This is a genomic window from Lacticaseibacillus boliensis (assembly GCF_054784775.1).
In genome coordinates this window covers 20836-46584 of record NZ_BAAIHN010000024.1, presented here as the reverse complement: position 1 = coordinate 46584, position 25749 = coordinate 20836, and the positions used below count along the sequence as shown (strand labels likewise).

Here is a 25749-nt window from a genome sequence, read left to right as displayed (position 1 = left end):
TTTCGCAATCAAACCAATTTCTTCAATCGCATCTACCAATTAACTGCCTAAAATAACAAAAAGCCTCCTATCATGGAGACTTTCCTAAAAGATAAATTTATTCTTCAACACCAGTTGACGCAGAGCCGCATTTTTTCTATCTATTATATTAAGCCTTGTCGACTTGTTCGTAATCAAGCTCGGCCGCGGTTTCCCGGTCGAACATCGTGATCGCAACGCGAAGCTTTTGCTTCTCTTTGTCGTTGGCCGTGACCTTGCCTTCCATGCCAGCAAAGGCGCCGTCGATGATCGTCACGGTTTCGCCAAGATCGAAATCAACGTTGGCCGTCTTCCGTGCGCTCATGCCGAGCGAATGTAAGATCGAGGCAATTTCTTCTGGTTCCAGCGGTGCCGGCTTGGACCCTGCACCGTGAGAGCCAACGAAGCCGGTCACCCCTGGGGTGTTACGCACAACGAACCAAGATTCGTCGGTCATGACCATCTCGACCAGAACATAGCCAGGGAACGTCTTTTCCATCACTTGCTTGGCCTTGCCGTTTTTGGTTTGGGTTTCTTCTTCTTCAGGCACGATCACCCGGAAGATGAAGTCGTCCATTCCCATTGAAGAGGCCCGAGACTCAAGGTTAGTCTTCACCTTGTTTTCGTAGCCGGAGTAAGTATGCAATACGTACCATTGCTTTTCTGCTGATTCTACCATGATAGGCTCCTTTGATTGTCTTTGCCAAAATAAAAAACCGTCCATTATGGGCACGGTTTTTCGCTGAGATACAGTATACCAAAACGACGACTAAAAGACAAACGCATTCAAGATCATCAAGATGATCCAATCGGCGATGGCGAAGTAAATCGCAAACAACAGGGAGGTCATAATGACCGTCGACGTATCACGCCGCGTTTCATGCGCGTTCGGCCAAGTGACGGCCTTCATCTCTTGAATGACACTCTTGATAAATTTCATGGCTGCTTCCTCCCTTGCGTCGCTTATTTGGTTTCGCGATGTTCAGTGACTTTCTTACAATACTTACAATATTTATTTAACGTGAGGCGTTCCGTGCGTTGCTTGTTTTCTGGAACGAAATAGTTGCGCCGCCCACAAACGGAGCAGGCCATGGCGACTTTTTTTACAGACATAGGTGATTTCCTCCAGTCACACTACAATGTATCAAAAATTCAAGCCGCCCGCAAGCAGGAGCAACACAACCTCTGCCGCCGCAGTGACTAACAGCGTCTTGATCGCGAGATTGAACGTCTCGGTCTTGCTTGGCTTGGCCAAAAAGCCGCGGGTGTTCTTGGCGACCAGCGGCCACAACAACACCGCCAACAACACGAGCCAAGGCAACAGCCGCAACAACACCGCCACCACGATCATGGCATACGCCACGCGGGGTAACCACGGGTAAACTGCCAGCGCCCGCTTTTGGCCAAGATAGTAAGGCAACGTGAAGCGCTGGTTGCGCTCGTCTTGGGCCAAGTCACAGATGTTGTCTGCAAACATCACCGTGCCGTCTAAGATCACGATCGGCAACGCCACCACCAACAAGGCCAGACACATTCGCAGATCGATGCCGAAACGAAAGGCGTTGCCGGCTAAAGCGAGCGTCACCGGCCGTGGCTGGACGTTGACAAACACCGCGATAAAAATCGTGCCAAATCCTTCGCACAACCCCGCCAACAGCTCACCGCTGGGAATCCGTGATAACGGCACCGGGCCGAAGGTGTAAAAGATCGCGACAAAGATCGCCGCTCCCCCGATCAGCAACAGGCTCAGATCGGTGCGGGTCACCAGCCACAACCCGCAGGCACAAGCGAGCCCGAGAAAGCCGAGCATCAACGCCAAGATCCGTCGCGGAGATAAGTGTTCTCGCCCGATAATGTTTTGGGTGTCGCGGTACTGCAAGTCTTTGGCCTTGTAGAAATCCTGCACGTTGTTGAACCCGGTCACGAACAACGCGATGCTCATCTGGCCGACAAAGTACACTGCCGTATTCGCCCAGTTCAGCTGGTGGTAATGGACCCACGCATAACTGACCCCGAACAAGAACGGTAACAGGCTGGCCGCCTTGGCCGGCAGGCGAATCAATTCTAAAAACAGCGGCCACGTCAGTTTACGATAAGTCGTCACGTCGGCCACCGCCAATCTACCAATAAGCCAAGCACTAAGGCGCCATTGGCCAGCACCAAGTTGGCGATCGCGGTTTTGAAGGTGGCAGTTTTGACTTGCCGCGCAACAAAAAGCCGCGTGTTGTGCACGACCCCGGGAATAGCGACCAACGCCAACAGCAGCGGCCAGTTCATCAAGCCGATGCCGACTGCGACCATGATAGCCAAGAACCCACAATACGCCAGCGCCTGATACAGCCAGATGGCATATTTATGTCCGAGATACATGGGCAGCGTTGTCCGGTGATTGGCGTGGTCTTCGTCAAGGTCCGACAAGTTATTGGCCAGCATCACATTGGCGATCGTCGCCATCGGGGTCACACACACCAACCCTAACGCGACCAGTGCCACCCAGTTACCAGAGACGTAAAGCTGCGGCCACGCCCATTGCGCCGAGACAAAGCTTGTCGCCGGGACGTTCACAAAAACCGCGATGAACGGGATTCCCAGACCCATGGTGACGCCAGAAAATACCTCCCCTAGCGGCAACCGCGACAACGGCAGCGGCCCGAAAGTATAAAAGATTCCGATCACAAAACACGCCCCACCGATGAACAGCAAGAGCCACTGCGTCCGCCACACCAACACCAGCCCGATCACACTCGCGACGCTGAGCATCGCCACGATCAGCGCCACGACGCGACGCGAATCCAAGCCGGCTTTAGAAATGATGTTGGTCTCGGCCAAATAGCGCTGGCTTTGCGCCTTATGATAATCCATCAAGTTGTTGATGGCAGTCGTCGCCATGTCGACCAGCAACGTCGCGATAACGAACAACACCGTGTTGATGCCGTCGATGTGATTAAAATAAACCGCCGCAAACAACACCCCGATCGCACAAGGCAAGAGGCTTGCAAGCTTGGTCCTGGCTTCGACGAGTTCGAGGAAAGTTGCCATTACTTCAGCTCCGCCAGCTGGTAGCCAGAGTCTTTGAGCAGTTTGAAGTCTTTCTTCAGGCCGCTAGAAACATAGACCTTCTTATCCTTTGTAATGAAGATCGCCTCGGCATAGCCGGTTTTTTCGATGAACGCCATGCCGCCTTTAAGCCCTTTATCAAAGGTCGCGGTCGATAACGCATCCCCATCGACTGACTTCTTCGTGATGATCGACACCCCCATCAGATTGTTGTCAAACGGATAGCCCGTTTTTGGATCCATCAGGTGTGAATACGTGTGGCCGTCAACCACCAGCTTGCGTTCATAGATGCCGCTGGTGACCACGGTCATGTTGCTGGCCGGCACCGTGCCGATGGCCGTGCCGCGCGCTTCTTTCGGGTCTTGAATGCCGACCGTCCAGTCAGCGTCTTTTTGCTTCGGACTGTGGCCGAGCACATAGATATTCCCGCCAAGGTCGACGATGGCCGTCGACACCTGGTCTTTTTTCAAGACCTTGACGACTTCATCGGTGATGAAGCCCTTGGCGATCCCGCCGAGATCCAGTGCCATGCCGGGACGCTTGAGATACACGGTGTGATTCTTGTCGTTCAAGACAACGTCTCTGTAATTCACCAGCGGCAACTTGGCATCGATCTCGGCTTGGCTAGGCTTGCGGGCATCTGGAAAACCGATGTGCCAAAGGCTCGTGATCGGGCCGATCGCCAGGTCAAATGCGCCTTGCGACTGGTTGCTGTAACGCTTGGCGTACTTGATCATCTGGTAGATCGCAGGCGTCACCTTGACCGCCTTTTTGCCGGCTTGGGCGTTGACGGCGTCGACTTCAGAACCTTTTTGGTTGACCGTCGTTTCGCGCGCCAGCGTCTTGATCCGCGCAAACGCGTCGTCGAGCGCCGCCTGCTTGCCTTTGTCATACACGCGCAAAGTGACGACGGTGCCCATCAGAAACTGCGTGTCTTCATAAGGGGTCTTGACCAATACCGGGGCCTTTTTTTCTGCGGGTTTGCTCTGCTGACCACACGCGGCCAGCGGGGTGATCGCAAGCAAAAGTGCCACCACACCCAATATTATCTTCTTCATTGCGTCAATTTCCTTCCAACTGTGAATAATTCTAGTATACAGACCTGAGACCGCGGCTGGAAAGCATAATTCCCCGCCAACACGCTTCCTTGATAAAAGACAAACGTCTCTGGCACCCGACCCCAAAACGGGTAGGGCGACAGAGACGCTCGTCAATTAGACTAAGGCCACATATGTCTCAGCCTCAGATCCGATGACAACTAGCAATTATTCTTCGTAAACAATATTGTCAACGGTGATTGGCTTGGTGTTGCCGGCTTGGGCCGCGTTGATCAGCTGTTCAGCATAGCTGATGAAGCTGGTCGAACTGTGGGTCGCACCGGAAACAACGTCGACTTCAGCAGGGGTTTGCTTCTTGACCAAACCTTCGTTGAGGGCCTTGGTGTATTCCACTGGGCCGACCTTGTTGACCTTCTTCATGCTCTTTTCATAAGCGGCATCTTTGGTCTTAGACTTGCCGTTTTTGTCAACGTTATCGTAGTTAGACGCCGTGATCTTGCCATCTTTGACGGTGATCGAGAAGGTCACGCGGTAGCCGTGTGAGTAGTTCTTCTCGTTAAGGGTATATGTCCCGTCTTTCAACTTATCTGTGTTATGAATTTGGATCGTGGCGGTGTTGCCGGCTTGGGCAGCTTGAACCAATTGGGCCGCATAGTTCTTGAAGGTCCAAGAAGATTCCGTTGCGCCACTGACGACGTCGATGGCACCGGTGTTTGCGCCGTTTTGTTTGAACGACTTGTTCAGTTCTGGGATGTATTCCTTAGGCCCAGTCTTAGCGACTTTCTTCATGCTCTTTTCGTAATCAGCATCTTGTGTCTTGGACTTGCCATTCTTGTCGACGTAGTCATAGGCCGTCTTGGTGATCTTACCATTGGCAACGGTCATGCTCATTTGCACCTTATAACCGTGAGAATAGCCAAGTTCATCAAGCTTATACGTCCCGTCTTTGAGTGCCCCACCGGCAATCTGCTTGGCAGAACTAGAAGACTTCTTCACAACTTTGGAGCTTGAGGCCTTTGAACTTGAGGAATCTTTGCTGGATGAGCTGCTCCCACAAGCGGCTAAGGTCAACGCGGATAACGCGATCACTGAAACACTAGTCAATGTCTTTGCTAATTTCATAGTCTATACCCCTTTATCTATTATGCCCTAATTTTGTGTTATCTTTCACACAAAATAAGTGTACTCAGGCATTGTGCAAAAATCAACAAAAACCCAAAATTTTCAGCGCTTTCACATTTTTATAAGCCCAGTCGAATGATCACGCTTACCCGTATGTGGGAAACCATTTTCCGAAGATTTTAGGTTTAGCCTAATCAGTTGTGTGAAATAATGGACAAATCAATTGGATAAAAGGTATAATGATGCGTGTAATTGGGAATTATTCGCTAAGAATTCACAGAGGAGTGTTATTGCCATGGCGCAAAAAAACATCGTCGTCATCGGCGCCGGGTTTGCAGGGGTATATGCAACCAAACGGCTAGCCAAGAAGTTCAAACACGACCAAGATGTCACCATCACCTTGATCGACAAGCATTCATATTTTACCTATATGACCGAGCTCCACGAAATCGCCGCTGATCGCGTCGACAAAGACGCGATCCAATATGACTTACAACGCTTATTTTGCCGGCGGAAAAACGTCCGCCTCGTCACCGATGAAGTCACGACCATCGATCGCGACGCGCAGCTGGTCAAGACCAAGCACGGCGCTTATCCTTACGACTACGTGATGCTTGGCATCGGCTCAGAGCCTAACGACTTTGGGACCCCAGGCGTCCAAGAACACGGCTTCACACTGGGGTCTTGGGAACAAGCTATCGCGCTCAAAGAACACGTTGAAGACGTGATCGCCCGCGGTGCCGTTGAACACGATCCCGACAAGCGCAAGGCGCTATTGTCGCTCGTTGTTGTCGGTTCCGGCTTCACCGGTACTGAAACCATCGGTGAATTGCGCGACTGGCGCGAGCAACTCGCCAAACAAAACAAGCTCGATCCTGAAGAGATCACCTTCACCTTGATGGAAATGGCGCCGACGATCATGAACATGCTGGACCGCTCTGACGCCGCCAAGGCCGAGAAATACATGCGCCGCCGCGGCATCAACATCATGACCAACACCGGCGTCGTCGGCGTTCATGCCGATCACGTCGATCTCAAAGATGGCACCACCTACCCGACGGCAACCTTGATCTGGACCGCCGGCGTCAAGGCATCGTCACAAGCTGCCAACTTCCATCTGACGCAAGGCCGCGCCGGTCGGATCGTCGTCAACTCACATATGCAGTCTGTCGATGATGAACGGATCTACGTTGTCGGGGATGTTTCGTTTTACGACGGCAACTCCGATCGCGGCGAACCTCAGATCGTCCAAGGCGCCGAAGCCAGCGCCCAAACGGCCTTGTCTAACATCACCAACCAGATGCACGGCCAGGCCGCTGACGTTGACTTCAAGGCCTCTTATTCAGGCTTCATGGTCAGCCTAGGCTCCCGCTACGGCGTCGCTAATTTGATGGGGATCTTCCACCTTTCCGGGTTCTTTGCGATGTTGATGAAGCACCTGGTCAACATGTTGTATTTCGTGCAGATCTATTCGGGTTATTACCTGTTCCAATACGTCATGCACGAGTTCTTCCGGACCAGAAACGACCGCAACTTGATGCGCGGCCATGTTTCTCGTCAAGGCAACGTCTTATGGGCGGTGCCGGCACGGATCTTCCTTGGGGCCATGTGGCTGGTCGATTGCTCGTACAAGATTTCGGGCAAAGAATCTTGGTTCGTCGACAAGTTGCGCCTACCATTTTCTTGGCTCCAACCGGCAGCCACCAGCGGTGCGTCTGCCGCCGGTGCTGACGCCACCTCAGCCGCGTCAGGTGCTGCCGCTAGCGGTGCCGCAGACACCGCTGCGGCCGCGGCCAAGTCGGTGTTCTCCTTGTCCTATCAATATGGCAAGGACCCAATGATGGTTTTCGATCAGATGCCAAGATGGATGTATAACATCACCAAAGTTTTGATCCCGAACCAACAAGTCGCCTTCTTCATGCAAAAAACGATGACGATCGTCGAGATCCTGATTGGCCTCGCCTTGGTTGCTGGCCTGTTCACCTGGTTGAGCGGTGGCGTCTCCGTGATGTTTACGATCATCTTCTGCCTCAGCGGCATGTTCTATTGGGTCAACATCTGGATGATCCCGATGGCCATCGCCGTGATGAACGGCTCCGGCAGAGCGTTCGGCCTCGATAAGTGGGTCGTTCCATATCTGCAAAAAGTCTTTGGCAAGTGGCGGTACGGTCAACCAAAAGCGTTGTACGGTAGCGATACCGTCCGCTAGCGGCCTTGTCCACCATGCCGGCAAGCCACATTGTCCGGCCTTAGGTTCTGGGGTAAACTGGCCTCAGAGCCTTTTTTATCGGCAACATCACGAAGGGAGAACATGATGAAGCACTACATCAAAATGATCCGCCCCTTCGACTACATCATCGTCTTGGCCTTGTTGGTGGCGTCGTTCATTCCGTATGTCATCTTCGCGCGTGTCGAAGCCCAGAAAAATGCCGCCGCCCCTCAAACGGTTTACACCGCGGTGGTGACCCACGACGGCAAAGAAGTCTATCGCATCCGTTTGACCGGCCACCATGGGACCACACACTTCCGCTACAGCGACGGCCACGACTATAACGACATCGTCACCACCGATCAACAAATCGAGATCAAAGACGCCAACTGTCCGGATCAAGTCTGCGTGCGCAAAGGCAAGATCGCCAAACCCGGGCAAACCATCGTCTGCCTGCCGCACAAATTACTGGTCTCGATCAAATCCAGCGGCCACTCTAGCGGCAACAACACAGGGGGGATGGTGTCCGAATGACTTATCGCCCTGATCGAACCAAACAAATTATTTTTATCGCGTTGCTGTGTGCCCAAGGGGTCATCATCGGTCTGTTAGAGCGCATGATCCCCTTCCCGTTTGCCTTTGCGCCAGGCGCCAAGCTCGGCTTAGCCAATCTAATCACCATCGTGTCGTTGTTTACCATGTCGGTTTCAGACAGCTTCTTGTTGATGGTCTTGCGCTTGTTATTGACGACGCTGCTCGGCGGCACCTTGTCGACGTTCCTGTACTCTGGTGCCGGCGCTTTGCTATCATGGATAGGGATGCTGTTGATCAAACAACTGGGCGAACGCCGCGTCAGCATGATCGGGATTTCTGCTGCCGGTGGGATCTTACACAACGTCGGCCAGCTGGTCGTCGCCAGCCTGATCGCCCAGTCGTGGACCGTGATGCTGTACCTGCCGATCCTCAGCTTCATGGGCATTCTGGCAGGGATCGCCGTTGGCATCGCCGCCAACTTTCTTTTCGAACACATCGACACCCTCAGCCGGTTACGCTTTGACCGCCGCAAAAGGAGACAGACATGAAGATCCATCCAATGTGGGCAGACTACCCCGCGCTTGCTTCCGAGCTCAGCGCCACCTTAGACCTCATCACCACCCAGATCAAACCACAAAGCTCTGCCGTCGCCACGGCGTTGATCGAGATGATCAACGCCGGCGGCAAGCTGTTGCGGCCGGCGTATTGCCTGCTGTTTTCACAGTTCAGTCCGACAAGCGACCGGCAAAAAATGATCGCGCTGGCCGCGGCGATCGAGGCGCTACACAACGCCACCTTGGTCCATGATGACATCATTGACGCTGCTAGTATCCGCCGCGGTTTACCAACGATCAGCGCTCGTTTCGGCCAAGACGTCGCGGTATACGCCGGCGACTACCTATTCGTCGTCTGCTTCAAGCTGATTGCCAAATACGCCAGCGACCTCCGCTCAGTACAACAAGATGCCAACAGCATGGAGCGCTTGTTGAACGGGGAACTCGAGCAGATGAATACGCGCTATCAATACCAGATGGACATCGATCATTACCTCACTCAGGTCTCTGGCAAAACCGGCCAACTTTTCGCCTTGGCAAGCTTCATTGGCGCTTATGAAAGCGGCCAATCGATGCGCTTTGCCAAGCGGATCGAACAGATCGGGATGAACATCGGGATCGCCTTTCAGCTGCTGGATGACATTCTCGATTACACCAGCGACAAAGCCACGATCGGCAAGCCGGTGCATGAAGATATCAAACAAGGCGTCTACTCCGCCCCGTTGATCCTCGCGATGACTGACCATCGCGACGCCTTCATCCCGTTATTGCAGAAACAACACGACTTAAGCAATGCTGATCTGGCCGCAATCGACGACTTGATCACGCGCTTTGGCGGCGTGACCCAAGCCAAAGCCATGGCGGCCGACTACACCCACCGTGCCTTAGAAGGACTGGCGACGCTACCGGACAAACCGGCAAAGGCGACGCTGATCCGCCTGACGACGCAACTGCTCGACCGCAAAAGCTAACTGATTGACCTACAGCCAAAAGGCGCCGTGAACAAAACGTTCACGGCGCCTTTTTTGGTATCGTCATTACCGGTGAAACTCAGCAATATACCGTTCAAGCTTGCGCTTTGTCCGTTCCCGGGCATATTGGACTGAAGGTTCTTGGTCTTTGATCGTGCCGTTGAAGGCGGCGTACAACACCTGAACTTCAAGCGGCGTCAGCTGTTTCAACAGGCGGTCGAGATCGATCCCCATCAGCTGCGAATCTTCGACGTGTTGACCGAGTTGTTGCTCCTTGGCGCGATCGATCGGATCTGCCATCACCACCGAGCGTGAATACGCGGCCCGCTTCTTGGCGAGGTGGCGCCGGACCAAGGAATTCATGTGCGAACGCAAGACCATCGCGTAATACGACCCGAACGTCGTCCCGTTGCGGCGATCATAGCGCTTGATGGCATTAAACATCGCCATGCGTGCTTCTTGGAGCCAATCTTCTTCGGAAAAATCTCGTAAATAGTAGTGTCTGATAACTTTATACACTAGCGGCAGATATTGTTCAAAGATCCTGGCAAAGGCTTCGGAGTTGGTCTCGGCGTCTGCCAGCAATCCATAGAGTGTTGCTTCTTCCATCGAGAATCACTCCATTGAAAATGACCCCAGACTTACGAAAAGTAAGTGCCACCACCAGGCCCACATTGTACCCAACTTTTCCCCGATATACAAGAAAAACTTTTTGGCTTTTAAGTTGGGTTTAAGCTTGCCTGCCTATGATGATCCCCATCAACTAATCATATGGAGATGACAATATGGACAACGCGACAGACCTCACGCAACAAAAACGCCGCCCGCACACCTATAACTTCAAACAACTGCTTCCTTGGCTGATTCCTTTTGCCTTGATCGGCCTTTGGCAGATCACCGGCACCCTTGGTTGGCTCTCGACAGCACTTTTGCCGACGCCGCTGGCCGTTTTGCAAGACGGCATCAGCTTGTGGCAAAGCGGGGATTTGCCTAAAAACCTCGGGATCAGCTTGTATCGGGCCATGGCCGGCTTTGCGATCGGCGGCTCAGTCGGGTTCTTCTTCGGGATCCTCAACGGCTTATCCAAAACCGCCCGCGCCTTATTCGACTCCACGATCCAGATGCTACGCAACATCCCCCACCTGTCTCTGATTCCGGTGGTGATTATCTTGTTTGGTATCGGTGAGTCCGCCAAGATCTCGCTGGTCACCGTCGGCGTGATGTTTCCAATCTACATCAACACCTTCCACGGTATCACCCGCATCGATCCGGAGCTGGTCGAAATGGGCCAAGCTTACGGGCTGTCGAAGCGTGAGATGCTGACCAAGATCGTTTTCCCAGGAGCGCTTCCGACCATCTTAGTCGGGATCCGCTACGCCCTCGGGGTAATGTGGACGACCTTGATCGTTGCCGAAACAATCAGCTCGACTTCTGGGATCGGCTACATGGCGACCAACGCGCAAGAATTCATGAACATGAAAACCGTCCTCTTATGTATCGTCATCTATGCCTTGCTCGGCAAAGCCTCCGACTTGATCGCCAAGTTATTAGAAGACATCTGCTTGGACTGGCAAAACGAAAGGAGTCACTAATATGACCGAACCCTTATTGACCCTCGACCGCATCGGGAAAGTCTACGGTGACAAAACCGCCTTGCACGATGTCAACTTCAGTCTCTATCCTGGTGAATTCATCGCCTTGGTCGGCATGTCCGGCGGCGGCAAATCAACGATTTTGCGCCTGATCGCCCAACTGGAACAACCGACCAGCGGTGATATCCATTACGCTGATCCCGCCATGGTCACCCGCGTGATGTTCCAAAACGATCGCCTGCTGCCGTAGATGAACAACCTCCAAAACCTCTCGTTCAACAGCAAAGACAAAGCCCAACAAGAACGCGCCTTGGCGATGCTGGCCACCGTCGGGCTGCAAGACTTCGCTGATGGTTATCCCAACGCCTTGTCAGGCGGGCAAAAGCAACGCCTCGCGCTGGGGCGGGCACTGATGGCCGATCCGCAGCTGTTGTTGCTCGACGAACCATTGGGGGCGCTAGATGCCTTGACCCGCCGCAAGATGCAAGATTCGATTGCTGCCATCTGTGCGGAACAGCACCTCACGACCTTACTGATCACCCACGACGTCGAAGAAGCCGCGCGCATGGCCGATCGTGTGATCGTGGTCAAAGACGGCACCAACGTCTACGAAGCCGACGGTGCCAAAGGCCAAGGCCCTGCCACCATCGGGACCGTTTCAGAACAAGTCTTAAGCGTCATCTTGAACACGACGCCTGCCTCAGCTTAGGGGGTGCCTTGTGACCACAACGACTAAAAAAACTCGCCGCTACCTCTATGAAGTCGATGCCATGCGTATCATCTTCATCTTCGGGGTGCTTTTGAATCACACCACCACCGCGTTTACCCAAAGTATGACCGATGCCAATGGTTGGGCGCACATGCTATTGTTATCGACTCACCTCACGATCCATTTCACCCGGATGGGCTTCATGTTCATGACCGGACTGGTGCTGACGCTCAACTATTATCACAAAGATGACTGGCCAAACTTCTTCAAGAAACGTTTTTCAGGTTCTGGCTGGCCTTATCTGCTGTGGAACTTTATCTTGATGGTCTTCGCCTTGATCGTCGGCGCCCCGGGCTTTTCACTGAATCACTTTGTTTCTACCTACGCCAGCGCCATTCTTCACGGCGATCAGTTCTATATGTATTACATCCTGGTCACCTTGCAGCTCTATCTACTGTTTCCCCTGCTGGTGTGGTTGTTCAAACGGCTGGAAGACCACCACGGCACCATTGTGGTCGTGAGTTTCTTGATCCAACTCGCCTTGATGTTCGGCATCAAATACGGCCTGCCCCATATCGATCGTAGCAGTTGGCTGTGGTGGTTCCGTGCTTATGGCGTCAACGTCTTCACCTACCAGTTCTACTTCATCTTCGGTGCCTTCACCTCGCTGCACTATGACCAGATGGTGGCGTTCATTAAACACCATGCCAAAGCCATCGGCGGCATCACCTTGGCCCTGGGTCTAGGCACGGTCGCCTACTATTTCTGGAACCGCAACGTCTTGGGGCTGAGCCACACCAGCGCCGTTTCCCCACACCAACCCTACATGTTGGTGTACGACACCATGATGATCATCTTCGTCTTCGGAATTGGCAAGCTTTACGACCGCTCGCGCACGCACAGCATTCCGAATTGGCTAGACCGCTTTATCAAAAACGGCGCCAAAGTGTCGTTTGGGATCTATCTGGATCAAACCATCGGCTTAGCTTTTCTGCGTTGGCTGTTAAGCTTCACCGCGTTACCCGACTGGGGCTATCTGCTATTGATTCCCGTCGGTTACGTGATCGTTATCGGCATGAGCTTTGGCATCGCCTGGTTCTGCTACAAAGTCGCCCCGTTCGGCATCTTGATTGGGCGCCCGCAAATTCATCTCTTCGCCAAGAAAGGAGCACCTGTCCATGACCAAACTTACCACGCTACTATCCAATCAACTAAAGAATAATCCCGACCGCAAGCTCATCGCCGACGCCGCCAGCGCCCGCTGGTTTACCGGGGCCGATCTGCAACACGACGTCGACAAACTCCAAGCCCTGTTCACGGCAACGAACCTCGGCCGCGGCGACACCATCTTGGTTTGCCTCCCCAACTCAGCGGTTTTCCCGGTCATCAACCAAGCCGCTTGGAATCTTGGCATCATCGTCCATCCGATCTCACCGACAACGCCAGTTGCTGGGCTTATCGCAGACTGGCAAGAATTCCAATACCCGCTGGTCCTCACGACCCAAGCCCTCGCAGGTGCGTGGCAGGCGCCACACTTTGCCCACTCGTCTTTGGCGTTGACCACCGCGGCCTTTGAAGTCATCGCCGACAGCAACCAACTGGACTCTCGGCCAGCGGGCGATTGCATCCCTGTTCAAGAAGACGATCTGGGGTTGATCCTCAACACCTCTGGCACCACCGGCAAGCCCAAGCGCGTCGGGCTCTCACACCGGCTTTTGCTCAACGCCGCGCGCCACGACGCAGAATCCAACCTCATGACCGAAAAAGACACCGCGATGATTACCATGCCCATGTTTCATATCAACGCGCAGGTGCTGTCGACCCTTTCTTCTCGCGTCGCCAACGCGCGCATCGTCGTCACACCAAAATTCTCTGCGTCGAACTTCTGGCAACAAATCGCAGACTATCACGTCACTTGGGTCTCGGTCGTCCCGACCATCATCAGCTTCTTATTGCTGAACGAAAAAGCCAACGCCGCATACGGCCGGCTTCAAGCAGACATTAATTTGCGCTTTGTGCGCTCCAGCTCGTTTGCTTTGCCAGAAGAGCGTTTGCGCACGTTCCAATCTCGGTTCCACACGCAGGTGATCGAAGCCTATGGCATGACGGAAGCCACGAGCCAATGCACCACCAACCCTCACGATGCCCCGAAAATCGGTTCCGCAGGTTTGCCTTTTGGCACCGATGTGAAACTGCTGATCGGTGAACAATTCACCGCCGCACCAGGCGCGATCGGAGAAATCGCGATCCGTGGCGACCATGTGATTACCCATTATCTCGACGACGAGAAACCCGAATCATTCCAAGACGGCTGGTTTTTGACCGGCGACCTCGGTTATTTCGATGAAGACGGGTACCTGTTTGTCAAAGGCCGCAAAAAAGAGATCATCTCCCGCGGCGGCGAAAAAGTCGCACCGGCGCATGTCGAATCCGTCTTGTCCGAGCTGCCGTTCATCGAACAGCTCGCCGTGATTGGGACCCCAGACGCCTTATATGGCGAAGAAGTCACCGCCGTCTTGGTCTCGACCACCCCCGGACAAAACGAAGCCGCCCAGCGCGCTGCGATCCTCGAATTCGGCCGCAGCCACCTCGCCAAATTCGAAGCCCCGACCCGCGTTGAATTTGTGGATGAGTTCCCACGCAACACCACCGGCAAGGTCTTGCGGCCACAATTACGCGATCAACTACTTGCTGTAGGTGCGAAAGGATAGTTATGAAGAAGAAAAAAGGATTGCTCACCGTCTTACTGATCGTCATTATCGCCGCGGTGGCTTGGTTTGGGTATTCAGCCACCCATGAAACCAGCGCCGATCAAAAATTGACGACCGTCACCATCGGCTATCAAAAAGCCGACCCTGTCGACATCTCCCGCGCCCGCGGCGAGCTCGCCAAGAAAATGAAGCAAAAAGGCTACAAGGTGGTCTTCAAAGAATTCCAAGACGGCACGGCGCTATCGACCGCTTTGAAGTCCGGTGACATCGACTACGCACGTCTCGGAGATGTCCCACCAGTCACCACTCAAGCCAACGGCATGGGCTTTGTCTATATCGCCGCCGGTTCCGACAAGGTCAAAGGCTCCGGGATCGAAGTCAAAAAGAATAGCAATATCAACTCTGTTGCGGATCTCAAAGGCAAAACGATTGCCTACACCAAAGGCACCTCGTCCCAATTCATGGTCATCCAAGCGCTGAAGAAAGCCGGCTTGACGACCGCTGACGTCAAGCTGGTCAGCATGGATCAAAGCGCCGCAGCCGTCGCCTTTTCCAAAGGCACCGTCGACGCCTGGGCCACCTGGGATCCTTACACCTCAACAGCCGAGGTCAACGCCAACGCCAAGTTGTTAGTCGACGACACCGGGCTCGCCAAGAACCGTGATTTCGTGATTTCCACGAAGGCATACGCGACCGCCCACAAGAACGTCTCGAAGCTCTTGGTCCAATATCTGGCAGACGACATGGACTGGGCCAACACTCACAAAGCGCAGCTGACCACGATGTTGACGAAGATGCTCAAGCTCAAGAAGCGCATCGCCGCCAAGATGGTCGACCGCCGCGATTATTCGATGGGTAACGTCACCGCAAGTATCTTGAAAGAACAACAAACCATCGCCGATGTCTTCTACGAACAAGGCCTGATCGCCAAGAAAATCGACGTCACAGACGCCACGATCAACTGATTTTTTTCCTGTATCCCCCCTCACAACCGGTGCTGCATGGTCTCTTACTTGAGACTGGCAGCACTGGTTTTTGCGCAGTCGCGCCAGCCAAAATGAAAACTCAGGGTGCTTACATTGTCTTTTTCATGAATCGTAGTAGAATGACCCTATATGTCTTAAAAAAGGGAGACCCATCATGTATCAATTATTGACCGACTCTGCATGCGACCTACCGTATCAAACGCTTCAAGAAGCCCATGTCGATTTCGTCTCGATGCACGTCGACGTTGACGGTGCCGATCATATCGATGACCTTGGCGAAACGTTTGATGTCGACTCACTCTACGAGCAGATCGACAAAGGCGTGATGCCAACCACCGCCCAGGTCAACATCGGCCAATTCGTCGATTTTTTTACCCCCTACGTCAAGGCCAACACGCCGATCTTATACCTCGGCTTTTCCAGCGGTCTTTCCGGTACCTTCGCGTCTGCGGAACAGGCCAAGCAGATCATCTTAGAAGACTACCCCAACGCCCAAATCGAGCTTGTTGACAGCCTGGCCGCTTCTTGCGGTTTGGGCTTGATGGTGTTAGACGCGATCGCCAAGCGCGACGCCGGTGTCTCCCGTAGCGACCTGGCGGCTTGGCTGACCGCCAATCGTCTGCGGTATCGCCAGTGGTTCACTGTCGACGATCTCAACTATCTTTATCACGGTGGGCGCTTGTCACGCACCAGCGCCGCTTTAGGCACGCTGTTGAACATCAAACCGGTCATGGATGTCGACATCGCCGGGCACCTGCGGGTCGTCAGAAAGGCCCGCTCGCGCCAGCGCTCGCTGAACGCCTTGGCTGACGAAACCATCGCCGCCATCGCGGCAGACCCGACTCACCAGGTCCTCATCGCCACCACCAAGGCCCAAGCCGCCGCAGAAAGCATCCGCGATCGGATCTTGGCGACTTATCCGGACACCCCGATCCGGATCGAACGGATCGGCGCGGCCATCGCCAGTCACACAGGCCTGGGTTGCGTGGCCGTGTTCTCACTCGATCACAACCAACGCCAATAATCGCTTCGAACACACGTCTCAATCAGATGTGTGTTCTTTTTTTCGCTAACGGCGCATAATGATCACGACAGGAGGAATTGCTGATGCAACAACAAACAAGAATTCTCATCATTGGCGGCACCTCTGGTTTCGGCGCCGCTGTGGCGATCGCCGCGGCCAAACAAGCTGCCCATGTCCATGTGGTCGGTCAAGACCCCGTCAAACTGCACGCCTTCTTAGAAGCTCACCCCGGTATCGCCGGGTCGACGCTTGACGCGACCAACGGCGCCGCCTTGCGTAACTATTTTGCCCGTCATGACGCCTATACGCATCTGGTATCCATGCTCGGTGGGGGGATGAGCGGCGGTTTTCTCAACAGCGACCTGGCCGAGATCCGCGCGGCGGTGGAAGCCAAATTCTTCGCAAACCTACAGCTCGCACAGATCGCCGCCAGCCACGTCACGACCAGCCTCACCTTCACCTCGGGATCAGGCGGTCGGCCGGCCGACGCCAGTGGTGCCATCGTTGGCAACCAGGCCCTCAACACGATGGTTCAAGGGCTGGCAGTCGAACTCGCCCCGGACAAACGCGTCAACGCGGTGGCCCCGACCTGGACGCCGACAGAGCTTTGGCGTGACCTGTCCGCCGAAGCGCGTACCGCTCAAGAATCTGCCTTTGCGCAAGGCATCCCGCTCAAGCGCGTCGCCAGTGTCGACGAGGTGGCTTCCGGTTACCTGTATCTGATGCAAAACAACTTCATCACCGGCCAGATCTTGCATATCGACGGCGGCGTTGATTTATAATCACAAAAAACAGGTGGGCGAGACATAAAGCACATCGTCGCGTTCCACAAAGCAACGCCCAGAAACACAAATGCCTCTACCCCGCGATTCAAGAACAAATCGTGGGGTAGAGGCACTTGTGTTATGGGCTAAAACCGCTTTATGTCACAGCCGCCCTGTTGGTGTTTAGGCAACTGTTGCTGTTGGTTCGATCTTCGTGCGGTTCAACAAAACGGAACTTGTCACCACCGATAAGGACGACAGCGCCATTGCCAGTCCTGCAAATTCCGGGCTCAACGTCAAGCCAATGGCGTAAAACACCCCTGCGGCAACGGGAATCCCTAACACGTTGTAGATGAACGCCCAGAACAAGTTGAGTTTGATTCGGTTGAATGTCTTCTTGCTTAAGGTCAGCGCCTTATCGACATCGCGCAAATCGTTTTTGACCAGCACGATCCCACCTGATTCGATGGCGATATCGGTTCCGGATCCCATCGCGATCCCAACATCTGCGACGGTCAGTGCCGGGGCATCATTGATGCCATCCCCGACAAACGCCACCTTGCCAGATGCTTGCAACGCCTGGACGCGATCGGCCTTATCTGCAGGCAAAACGTCAGCGATGACCGCATCGATCCCGACGTCTTCAGCGATTGCCTGGGCAACGCGCTGATTGTCGCCTGTCAACATCACGGTCTTTAGCCCGCGGGCTTTCAAGGCTGCGATCGCTGTCTTAGAGGTCGGCTTTGGCGCGTCTTGAATGGCGATCAAGCCGATGACTGCATCCGCGACGCCAACATAAACCACCGTCTTCGCCTGATTTTGCAAAGTTTCTGCTCGGGCCTGCAAATCCGCAGACAGCTGATGGCCGGCAACCAATTTGTCGTTACCGACAAAGGCGTGATCGCCTTCAACGGTTGCCGCGACTCCGCGGCCTTCCAGCGCGGTGAAAGCCGCCGCGGTTGGCACGGTCAACTGCTGGTCGGCGGCCGCTTGGACCACCGCACTTGCCAGCGGATGTTCTGACGCCGCCTCCAAGGCTGCGGCGACGGTCAGCACCCGTTTTTGGTCGCCAACGATGTCGGTGACCTGAGGCTTACCGTTGGTGATCGTGCCGGTTTTATCGAAAACGACCGTGGTGATATCATTGGCGGCTTCGAGCACTTCACCGTTTTTGATCAAGATCCCCATCTTGGCGGAACGGCCGGTCCCGACCATCAAGGCTGTTGGCGTCGCCAGGCCCAAGGCACACGGACAGGCGATGACGACCACAGACACCGCAAAGATCAAGGCGTTGGCAAGGCTCGCGCCGATCAGCACGTACCAGATCAAAAACGTCAGGATGGCGAGGATCAAGACAACCGGGACAAAAATATCAGAGACTTTATCCGTGAGCTTTTGAATTGGGGCATGCGAGTTTTGCGCCTGCTTCACCATCGCGACGATCTGCGCCAACATCGTGTCGTCGCCGACTTTTTCGGCCGTGTAGGTCAAGGTGCCATGGTTGTTGATGGTGGCCCCGATCACGCGATCGCCGACCTTTTTTTCGACCGGCATACTTTCGCCAGTGACCATCGATTCATCAATCGTCGATTGCCCATCGGTGATGGTGCCGTCCACGGCGATCTTCTCGCCGGGACGGACGCGCAACACGTCACCGACCACGATGTCGCTCAGCGGCAAGCGTTGCCACTGACCATCGCGTTGCACCTCAGCATCTTTGGCCTGCAGGTCGACCAGCTTCGACACGGCATCAGACGCGTTGTTACGCATCCGCTCTTCAAACACCTGGCCCAGCAAAACGAACGCGGTCACGATCGCCGCACTTTCGAAAAACACGGCCTGATGCGTGAACATCGCATAGATACTGTAAAAATACGCCGTCGCTGTCCCGATCGCCACTAGGGTATCCATGTTGGCGTGGTGTTTGGTGAAACTCGCCCACGCGCTTTGCCAAAATGGCACGGCGGATACCGCCATGATGATCGTCGTCAAAATCAGCATCGTCCACTCACCGCCTGGTAGCATGAACCCGGTCAACGGCTTCATGACCATCTCGGCAAGCATCGGCAGGCTCAAGACCAGCGATACCCAAAAACGCGCTGCGATCGACATTACTTGATCACCACCTTGCCAAAGAACATGTCCATCCCGCAGCTAAAGCCAAATTCACCGGCCTTGCTCGTGTCAACAGTAACGGTTTGCGGCTGGTTCAAAGGCAACTCAGTTTCAAACCCAAAATCTTTAGAATGCACCACGTCCAAACAGCCTTGCGTGTTGGTGCGGGTGAATGTCAGCGTTGCAGGGACCCCTTGTTTCAAGGTGACCTCTGCTGGATCATAGCCGCCGGCAACGGTGATATTGACGTTTTGTTGGTTTTCTGACATAAGATTTTCCTCCTCGATTGGTTACTGAATGACTAATTGCCCATGAAACATGTCCATGCCGCAAGCCCAAGTGTATTCGCCAGGCTTGCTGGTATCGATCTTGATCTGCTCGGTTTCGCCTTTAGGAAGCGCCTGATTGATCCCAAAATCCGGGAAAACCACGCGGTCCAAACAGCTCGAGGGGTCTTCACGGGTGAAGTTCAATACTGCCGGCACGCCTTGTTTTAAGACAACGCGCTCTGGGGAGTACCCCCCTTTGACTAACACATCAACGGTTTGCTGTTGATCTTGGACCTGCGCTTGGGTGGTGGCAACGGCGTGCTTGCCAAAGAACCACCAAACGATAAAACCGATCAGGGCTAACCCGGCGATCGTGACGATGATCTGACTCATTGTGCTTCCTCCTTTTCGCAGGTGCATTCGCCTGCCAGACAGTTACAAGCCACCTGGACAGGTGCGGTTTTAGCCTTTTCAGCTAACACCTGCTGCATGGTTTGAATGTCTTTTTGACTCAACGTGGTGCGCTGTAACAACCCAATCAAAACGGCACCTTGCTTCATCTCACACAGATGATCGAACAACTCGTCAGTCGTCTGCGTCATCGCGACTTGCTCAGAGATCAGCGGATGGTAGACGAACTGCCGCCCCGCCTTCACAGTTGCCAGCGCCTTTTTGCCAACGAGCCGCCTGAGTAGCGTTTTGACCGTCGACTCGGCCCAGTCACGCTTGGCCTGCATCACGGCAATGATCTCGTTGGTGCCAGCACTGCCTTTGGTCCACACGACCCGCATAACTTCCCATTCTGCCGGCGACATCTCTACGGTTGCCATCACGCCACGTCCTTTCATTTACATTTGTAACCTACACTCATAGAATACCTCAAAATTTACATTTGTCAACACAAAACAAAAAGCATCTTTGGGGGCCACCTGGTAAAAGGTCGTTCCCCAAAGATGCTGCTATGCCAACTGTTCAAGTTTAAACCGCGCTTAGTCGTCGCCTTCTTCAAGCTTGCGGCGTAGCGCATCGAGTTCCGCGGCCTGATCAGCGTTCCAAGGAACATTGCGGCGCTTCTCCCGCGTGATAAACGGATCCGCAGAGTGTTTGAACTCGCGATGCGAGCGGCGCACATAACCCAAGAAATCACGCGACGAGATCCGCAGCGCACCGCGGGAGAAAACCGTCCACTGTTCGGCCTGGTCTGAGGTCACTACCGTCAGTTGGACTAATGGACTGTTGTATTTTTCCGCAAGCGCTTCGATGTACGAATCTGCGGTTTGTTCTTCATCAGTCCAGACGATTTCCATATCCCACTGATCATATTTTTGCCCGATGCCAGGCACGTACATCGCATCAAATACCACGATCATATCGGCGTTTTCATGCGCGCGGTATTCGGCAAGCACTTGCAAGAGCAGATCGCGGGCGGCATCGAGCTTGTCTTCGGCCTTGAGCTTGGCTAACTGTGGCCAGTTACCGATGACATTATATGCGTCCACGATCAGGATGTGCCGCCTCATTATTGGCCTCGGCTGGTAAAGGCTTGGTACATCAAGATCCCAGCCGCCACAGACGCGTTGAGGCTTTGGACATGGCCGACCATTGGAATCGTCACGGTCGCGTCCATCAGCTTCGCGACTCCTGGGCTGATGCCTTTGCCTTCGTTACCGATCACCAAGGCGATGGCACCGTGCGCATCCCACTTGCGGAAGTCTTGCCCGTCCATTGCGGTCCCAAAGACCCAGACGTTGCGTTCTTTGAGGATCTTGATCGTGTTGGCGAGATTGGTCACTCGTGCCACCGGCACATGTTCGATCGCACCGGTTGAGACCTTGGCAACGGTGCTTGTCAGCCCCACCGCGCGATGCTTCGGGATGATGATCCCATCAACGCCGATCGCATCAGCGGTCCGCAAGATCGACCCGAGATTGTGCGGGTCTTCGAGGTTGTCGAGAATGACAAAAAACGGATCGTGCCCTTCAGCGTGCGCAAACAAATCATCGATGGTCGCGTAATCATAGGGGCTCATCGCCAGCAATACCCCTTGGTGGTTGCCACCGTCGGTCATCAGATCCAGCTTCGACTTTGGCACCTGGCTGACGATAACTTTCTTGTTTTGGGCGGCTTTAACGATCGTGTGGACTTGATCGGACTTGAGGTCACTTTGGACAAACAACTTGTTGATGTTGGCGCTAGAACCGACCTTCAAGGCCTCTTCCACGGCGTGCCGGCCGAAAACGAATTCATTATCGACTTCTTCTTCAGGCTCTGGCCGCACTTCTCGGCGGTCGTCTTTTCTTGCTCGGGCAACACGCTCGTCACGGTCGGCCTTTTGTCTTGGATCACGATGGAACTTACGCTTATTTGGTTGTGCTTTGGCCATGGCCGGTTCCTCCTGCTTCTACATAATCAATACACCAATTCGCCAACGTGTCCACGCGCTTTTTTTGGCCGCTCAGTTGCAAATACCCGAACAGCGCCTCAAAGCCTGTGGAGATCCGGTAAGTGACGACATCGGTGTGCTTGGCGTGCGTGTACGACTTTGCGTTCCGCCCGCGCTTAAAATAATCCCATTCCTCATCACTGAGCAACGCCTGTTCTTCCATCCCCGCGATCAACGCCGCTTGGGCCTTGGCGGAGACAAAATTGGTTGCGGCACGTTGCAGCTGGTTGGGCCGCACCAAACCGCGAGCGAGCAGGTGCTCGCGCACGTACACTTCATACACTGCGTCGCCTAGATAGGCCAACGCGATACCATTGAGTTGCTTTGCGTCGGTCATTTGCGGCGCCACCTCGTTCCTTGGGGAGTATCTTCCAAAATAATGCCTTGTGCCAACAGCTCGTCGCGAATGGCATCGCTGGTGGCAAAATCTTTGGCCGCGCGGGCCTGATCGCGTGCTTCGATCTTCTTGTCGACGTCTGCATCAAGCATGGTGTCGGCTTCAAAATGGACCCCGAAGATCTGCAGCCAGGTGGCCAAAGTCTTGCGCAACAGCGCGAGACTGTCGGCCTTAGGCGCATCAGTTGCCGCGTACTCGTTCATGACCTTGGCAAGATCGTACACCGTCGCCAGACCGTTTTGAACATTAAAGTCATCATCCATAGCCGCCACAAACTGAGTCTCAAGCGCGGCGACTTGCTCCGTGATTGCCGAATCTGCACCGGCAACCGCCTGGTCCTGGCGAAAGGCGACGTTCGTGTCAGCGTTGTGGAGTTTTTCGAGATTTGTCGCTGCTTCTTGCAGTCCCGCTTCAGAATAGCGAATCGGCCGCCGGTATTGCGTCCCGGCCATCAAGAAGCGCAACACCATAGGATCGACGGTTTTAACGATATCGTGCACCGTGATGAAATTGCCCAGGCTCTTGGACATCTTCTCGTCGTCTTCACCGATCGTCACAAAACCGTTGTGTAGCCAGTAGTTGGCAAATTTTTTGCCGGTTTTGGCCTCAGACTGGGCGATTTCGTTGGTATGGTGCGGAAATTCGAGGTCTTGGCCGCCGGCGTGGATATCGATCGTATCCCCTAACAAGGTGGTCGCCATCACTGAACACTCGATATGCCAGCCTGGACGGCCGGCTCCCCAAGGTGAGTCCCACGAGATCTCACCAGGCTTAGCGCCTTTCCACAACGCAAAATCGACCGGGTCCTCCTTGCGCGCAGTTTCTTCTGAAGCCACGTGCTGGCTGGCCCCTTGTTCCAGTTCATCGATGTTCTTGTTGGCAAGTTGCCCGTAATGCGGCGACTTACGCACCCGAAAGTAAACGTCGCCGGCGACCGGATAAGCGAAGCCCTTGGCGATTAAGTCTTGAATGAACGCGATGATTTCGGGAATCATTTGACTGGCCCGCGGATGGGCGGATGCCGGTTCGATTCCGATGGCAGCCGTGTCCTCCATGAAGGCATCGATGAAGCGCTGCGCCAAAGCGAGTGGCTCCTCACCAGTATCGTGGGCGGCATTGATGATCTTGTCATCGACGTCGGTGAAGTTAGACACATAAGTCACTTTGTAGCCGCGATATTCAAAATACCGGCGAATGGTGTCAAAGGCAATGGCGGAACGCGCATTGCCGATATGAATGTAGTTATAAACGGTCGGCCCACAGACATACATGTGGACCTCGCCGGGTACTAACGGCTTAAATTCTTCTTTCTGCCGCGTCAACGTATTATAGAGTTGCATCGATCGATGCTCCTTTCATTAGACACATACTGCGTCACTAACTGGTTTAAGACGTTCGTCTCAATCATACCCAATATTCACGGCTTGTTAAAGCGCGAATCATGCATCCTTGAGCACGGCCAGGAATGCCTCACCATACTTGTCCAACTTATTTTGGCCGATACCGCGTACCGCCAACATGCTCAGCCGGTCTTGCGGCTTGTCTTGGGCCAACTGCTTCAAGGTCTGATCGGAGAAAATAACATACGGAGGCACCCCGGCATCTTCTGCAAGGTCGCGCCGCAAACTCCGCAGCTTCTGGAACAGCTCGTCATCCACGGCCAGCGTCGCCTTGGCCTTGGCCGCCATCTTACGCTGCACCTTCTGTTGGCCTTTGAGCACCGCCGCCCCGGAAGCCGTCACCCCCAACGTCGGATATTGGCCACCGTTTGCTACCAAGAACCCGCTGGCCGTCAAAAAGTCGATGAACCCGGTGATGTCTTTTTGCCGTTGTGACGCCATCAACCCGTAAGTGGACAGCGTCTCCAGATGCATGTCGCGGATCCGCTGATTGTTGGCCCCCGCCAACACCTGCGCGACTAACCCCTTGCCAAAGCGTGAATGCATCCGCACCACGCACGACAACACCTTTTGGGCATCTTCGGTCACATCGACCAGCTCGCGTTGATCCAAACAGTTCGAACAGCGGCCACATGGCGCACTTTTTTCACCAAAATAGCGCAAGATGAATTGTTGCAGGCAGTCCCCGGTGTTGCCGTATTGTTGCATCGTCTGGAGCTTCATGTACGCGCGCTGCTTGTAATCATCGTCGCCATCAGACTGGTCGATGAAGAAGTGGCGGATCTGCAAGTCCTGTGGTGCAAACAACAAGATCGCCTCGCTGGGCAAACCATCACGCCCGGCACGTCCGGCTTCTTGATAATACGATTCCAAGTCTCCTGGCACCTGATCGTGGATCACAAACCGCACGTTGGACTTATCGATCCCCATTCCAAACGCGTTGGTTGCAATCATGATCGGCTTGCGGTCATACAAGAAATCTTCTTGGTTCTGAGCACGTTCGGTTTCGCTCAAGCCGGCGTGATACTTCGTGACCGGCAAGTGCTTGTGGTCAAGCAGGTTGTACAACCGCTCGACTTCCTTGCGCGTTGAGGCATAGATGATTCCTGACTGATCGTGGTTCAGCTTCAGGTACTCGCTGAGATAAAGGTCTTTATCTTGGTCGCGAACGACATTGAAGCTCAAGTTATCTCGGGCAAAACCGGTGTTGACCATCTGCGCCTGATCGATATCGAGTCGCGCACAAATATCTTCGGCCACCCGCGTCGTCGCGGTGGCTGTCAGCGCCACGATCGTCGGCTTTGATGGTAAATTGGCGGCGACCTGCTGCAGGTTCAAGTAGCTGGGGCGAAAATCGTGCCCCCATTGCGAGATACAATGTGCTTCATCGACGGCCATTAGCGTGATATTCAACGCCGCCAGCTCCTCTTGAAACTGCGGCATGTCCAGCCGCTCAGGCGCAACATACAGCAGCTTGACTTGTCCTTGAGCGGCCAGCGTCAGCCGATTTTTGGCTTCTTGGTAGGTGAGACTGGAGTTGATGAAAGTGGCGGGGATGCCGTTTTCATTCAAGGCATCGACTTGATCTTTCATCAACGCGATCAGCGGTGAGACGACCAACGTGAGCCCAGCCATCACCAAGGCTGGAATCTGGTAACACAGCGATTTCCCGCCGCCGGTTGGCATCACGACCAGCGTGTTTTCGCCCGCAAGCACCTGCTCAATGGCTTGATCTTGGCCCGGCCGAAACTGCGAATATCCAAATTTTTCCTGCAACAACGCTAAGGCTTGCGCATTGGCCATGGTGTCACTCCCC

27 protein-coding genes and 1 pseudogene are annotated in these 25749 nt (G+C 54.3%); 11 read left to right on the top strand and 17 right to left on the bottom strand.

Annotated features, from left to right (window positions below; all coding sequences use genetic code 11):
- Positions 1-148: 148 nt before the first annotated feature.
- The 7 genes from nusG to pplA all read right to left on the bottom strand — a co-directional run bounded on the left by nusG (position 149) and on the right by pplA (position 5255).
- Positions 149-697, bottom strand: coding sequence for a transcription termination/antitermination protein NusG (nusG, locus tag ACYVRB_RS10225; protein WP_461215202.1), 549 nt, complete (start codon positions 695-697; stop codon positions 149-151).
- Positions 698-787: 90 nt separating this feature from the next.
- Positions 788-958, bottom strand: coding sequence for a preprotein translocase subunit SecE (secE, locus tag ACYVRB_RS10220; protein ID WP_461215201.1), 171 nt, complete (start codon positions 956-958; stop codon positions 788-790).
- A gap of 23 nt (positions 959-981) precedes the next feature.
- Entirely contained in the window at positions 982-1131 is a 150-nt protein-coding gene (rpmG, locus tag ACYVRB_RS10215) for a 50S ribosomal protein L33 (protein WP_461215200.1), read from the bottom strand.
- A 31-nt stretch (positions 1132-1162) separates the two neighbouring features.
- On the bottom strand, positions 1163-2131 hold the full coding sequence (locus ACYVRB_RS10210; RefSeq protein ID WP_461215199.1) for a UbiA family prenyltransferase: 969 nt from the start codon (positions 2129-2131) through the stop codon (positions 1163-1165).
- Positions 2119-3057 (bottom strand): 1,4-dihydroxy-2-naphthoate polyprenyltransferase, encoded by a 939-nt coding sequence (locus ACYVRB_RS10205; protein ID WP_461215198.1) that lies wholly within the window; start codon positions 3055-3057, stop codon positions 2119-2121. Before ACYVRB_RS10205 ends, ACYVRB_RS10210 begins: the two co-directional genes overlap by 13 nt.
- The gene (locus tag ACYVRB_RS10200; RefSeq protein ID WP_461215197.1) at positions 3057-4133 is read right to left on the bottom strand and encodes an FAD:protein FMN transferase; all 1077 of its coding nucleotides are present in this window, start codon (positions 4131-4133) and stop codon (positions 3057-3059) included. Before ACYVRB_RS10200 ends, ACYVRB_RS10205 begins: the two co-directional genes overlap by 1 nt.
- Before the next feature lie 207 nt (positions 4134-4340).
- A complete protein-coding gene (gene pplA / locus ACYVRB_RS10195; RefSeq protein ID WP_461215196.1) occupies positions 4341-5255 on the bottom strand; it encodes an extracellular electron transfer flavoprotein PplA in 915 nt (304 codons plus the stop codon).
- A gap of 295 nt (positions 5256-5550) precedes the next feature.
- Here pplA and ACYVRB_RS10190 point away from each other — a divergent pair, with 295 nt between their 5' ends.
- The 4 genes from ACYVRB_RS10190 to ACYVRB_RS10175 all read left to right on the top strand — a co-directional run bounded on the left by ACYVRB_RS10190 (position 5551) and on the right by ACYVRB_RS10175 (position 9523).
- Entirely contained in the window at positions 5551-7464 is a 1914-nt protein-coding gene (locus tag ACYVRB_RS10190) for an FAD-dependent oxidoreductase (protein WP_461215195.1), read from the top strand.
- Between the two features lie 102 nt (positions 7465-7566).
- Positions 7567-7998, top strand: a complete 432-nt coding sequence (locus tag ACYVRB_RS10185; protein WP_461215194.1) for a NusG domain II-containing protein — start codon at positions 7567-7569, stop codon at positions 7996-7998.
- Positions 7995-8546, top strand: coding sequence for a Gx transporter family protein (locus ACYVRB_RS10180; RefSeq protein ID WP_461215193.1), 552 nt, complete (start codon positions 7995-7997; stop codon positions 8544-8546). Before ACYVRB_RS10185 ends, ACYVRB_RS10180 begins: the two co-directional genes overlap by 4 nt.
- Entirely contained in the window at positions 8543-9523 is a 981-nt protein-coding gene (locus tag ACYVRB_RS10175; protein WP_461215192.1) for a polyprenyl synthetase family protein, read from the top strand. The genes ACYVRB_RS10180 and ACYVRB_RS10175 overlap by 4 nt, the downstream gene beginning before the upstream one ends.
- Positions 9524-9589: 66 nt before the next feature.
- Here ACYVRB_RS10175 and ACYVRB_RS10170 read toward each other — a convergent pair whose 3' ends face one another.
- Positions 9590-10132 carry a sigma-70 family RNA polymerase sigma factor gene (locus tag ACYVRB_RS10170; protein WP_461215191.1) on the bottom strand — a complete coding sequence of 181 codons (543 nt, stop codon included), beginning with the start codon at positions 10130-10132 and terminating at the stop codon, positions 9590-9592.
- A gap of 176 nt (positions 10133-10308) precedes the next feature.
- Between ACYVRB_RS10170 and ACYVRB_RS10165 the strand changes: the two genes are divergently transcribed.
- From ACYVRB_RS10165 to ACYVRB_RS10135, 7 genes and pseudogenes are all read left to right on the top strand, one after another.
- Positions 10309-11115, top strand: a complete 807-nt coding sequence (locus ACYVRB_RS10165) for an ABC transporter permease subunit (RefSeq protein WP_461215190.1) — start codon at positions 10309-10311, stop codon at positions 11113-11115.
- 1 nt (position 11116) lies between these two features.
- Positions 11117-11824 (top strand): annotated as a pseudogene (locus tag ACYVRB_RS10160) (ABC transporter ATP-binding protein).
- Positions 11811-13046, top strand: coding sequence for an acyltransferase family protein (locus ACYVRB_RS10155; protein ID WP_461215204.1), 1236 nt, complete (start codon positions 11811-11813; stop codon positions 13044-13046). The pseudogene ACYVRB_RS10160 and the gene ACYVRB_RS10155 overlap by 14 nt, the downstream one beginning before the upstream one ends.
- Positions 13003-14535 (top strand): AMP-binding protein, encoded by a 1533-nt coding sequence (locus ACYVRB_RS10150; protein WP_461215189.1) that lies wholly within the window; start codon positions 13003-13005, stop codon positions 14533-14535. Before ACYVRB_RS10155 ends, ACYVRB_RS10150 begins: the two co-directional genes overlap by 44 nt.
- 2 nt (positions 14536-14537) lie before the next feature.
- Positions 14538-15500 carry an aliphatic sulfonate ABC transporter substrate-binding protein gene (locus ACYVRB_RS10145; protein ID WP_461215188.1) on the top strand — a complete coding sequence of 321 codons (963 nt, stop codon included), beginning with the start codon at positions 14538-14540 and terminating at the stop codon, positions 15498-15500.
- 175 nt (positions 15501-15675) lie between these two features.
- The gene (locus ACYVRB_RS10140) at positions 15676-16545 is read left to right on the top strand and encodes a DegV family protein (protein WP_461215187.1); all 870 of its coding nucleotides are present in this window, start codon (positions 15676-15678) and stop codon (positions 16543-16545) included.
- Positions 16546-16628: 83 nt separating this feature from the next.
- Positions 16629-17327: an SDR family oxidoreductase gene (locus tag ACYVRB_RS10135; RefSeq protein ID WP_461215186.1), complete on the top strand. Its 699-nt coding sequence runs from the start codon at positions 16629-16631 to the stop codon at positions 17325-17327.
- A 165-nt stretch (positions 17328-17492) separates the two neighbouring features.
- Here ACYVRB_RS10135 and ACYVRB_RS10130 read toward each other — a convergent pair whose 3' ends face one another.
- The 9 genes from ACYVRB_RS10130 to recQ all read right to left on the bottom strand — a co-directional run bounded on the left by ACYVRB_RS10130 (position 17493) and on the right by recQ (position 25736).
- The gene (locus ACYVRB_RS10130) at positions 17493-19421 is read right to left on the bottom strand and encodes a copper-translocating P-type ATPase (RefSeq protein ID WP_461215185.1); all 1929 of its coding nucleotides are present in this window, start codon (positions 19419-19421) and stop codon (positions 17493-17495) included.
- Entirely contained in the window at positions 19421-19693 is a 273-nt protein-coding gene (locus tag ACYVRB_RS10125; RefSeq protein WP_461215184.1) for a cupredoxin domain-containing protein, read from the bottom strand. The genes ACYVRB_RS10130 and ACYVRB_RS10125 overlap by 1 nt, the downstream gene beginning before the upstream one ends.
- 21 nt (positions 19694-19714) lie before the next feature.
- The gene (locus ACYVRB_RS10120; protein WP_461215183.1) at positions 19715-20086 is read right to left on the bottom strand and encodes a cupredoxin domain-containing protein; all 372 of its coding nucleotides are present in this window, start codon (positions 20084-20086) and stop codon (positions 19715-19717) included.
- A complete protein-coding gene (locus tag ACYVRB_RS10115) occupies positions 20083-20523 on the bottom strand; it encodes a CopY/TcrY family copper transport repressor (RefSeq protein WP_461215182.1) in 441 nt (146 codons plus the stop codon). The genes ACYVRB_RS10120 and ACYVRB_RS10115 overlap by 4 nt, the downstream gene beginning before the upstream one ends.
- A gap of 159 nt (positions 20524-20682) precedes the next feature.
- A complete protein-coding gene (locus ACYVRB_RS10110) occupies positions 20683-21213 on the bottom strand; it encodes an NYN domain-containing protein (RefSeq protein WP_461215181.1) in 531 nt (176 codons plus the stop codon).
- A complete protein-coding gene (gene rlmB, locus ACYVRB_RS10105; RefSeq protein ID WP_461215180.1) occupies positions 21213-22076 on the bottom strand; it encodes a 23S rRNA (guanosine(2251)-2'-O)-methyltransferase RlmB in 864 nt (287 codons plus the stop codon). The genes ACYVRB_RS10110 and rlmB overlap by 1 nt, the downstream gene beginning before the upstream one ends.
- Entirely contained in the window at positions 22054-22473 is a 420-nt protein-coding gene (locus ACYVRB_RS10100; RefSeq protein ID WP_461215179.1) for a Mini-ribonuclease 3, read from the bottom strand. Before ACYVRB_RS10100 ends, rlmB begins: the two co-directional genes overlap by 23 nt.
- The gene (cysS, locus tag ACYVRB_RS10095) at positions 22470-23873 is read right to left on the bottom strand and encodes a cysteine--tRNA ligase (protein ID WP_461215178.1); all 1404 of its coding nucleotides are present in this window, start codon (positions 23871-23873) and stop codon (positions 22470-22472) included. The genes ACYVRB_RS10100 and cysS overlap by 4 nt, the downstream gene beginning before the upstream one ends.
- A 99-nt stretch (positions 23874-23972) precedes the next feature.
- The gene (recQ, locus tag ACYVRB_RS10090) at positions 23973-25736 is read right to left on the bottom strand and encodes a DNA helicase RecQ (RefSeq protein ID WP_461215177.1); all 1764 of its coding nucleotides are present in this window, start codon (positions 25734-25736) and stop codon (positions 23973-23975) included.
- Positions 25737-25749: the final 13 nt, after the last annotated feature.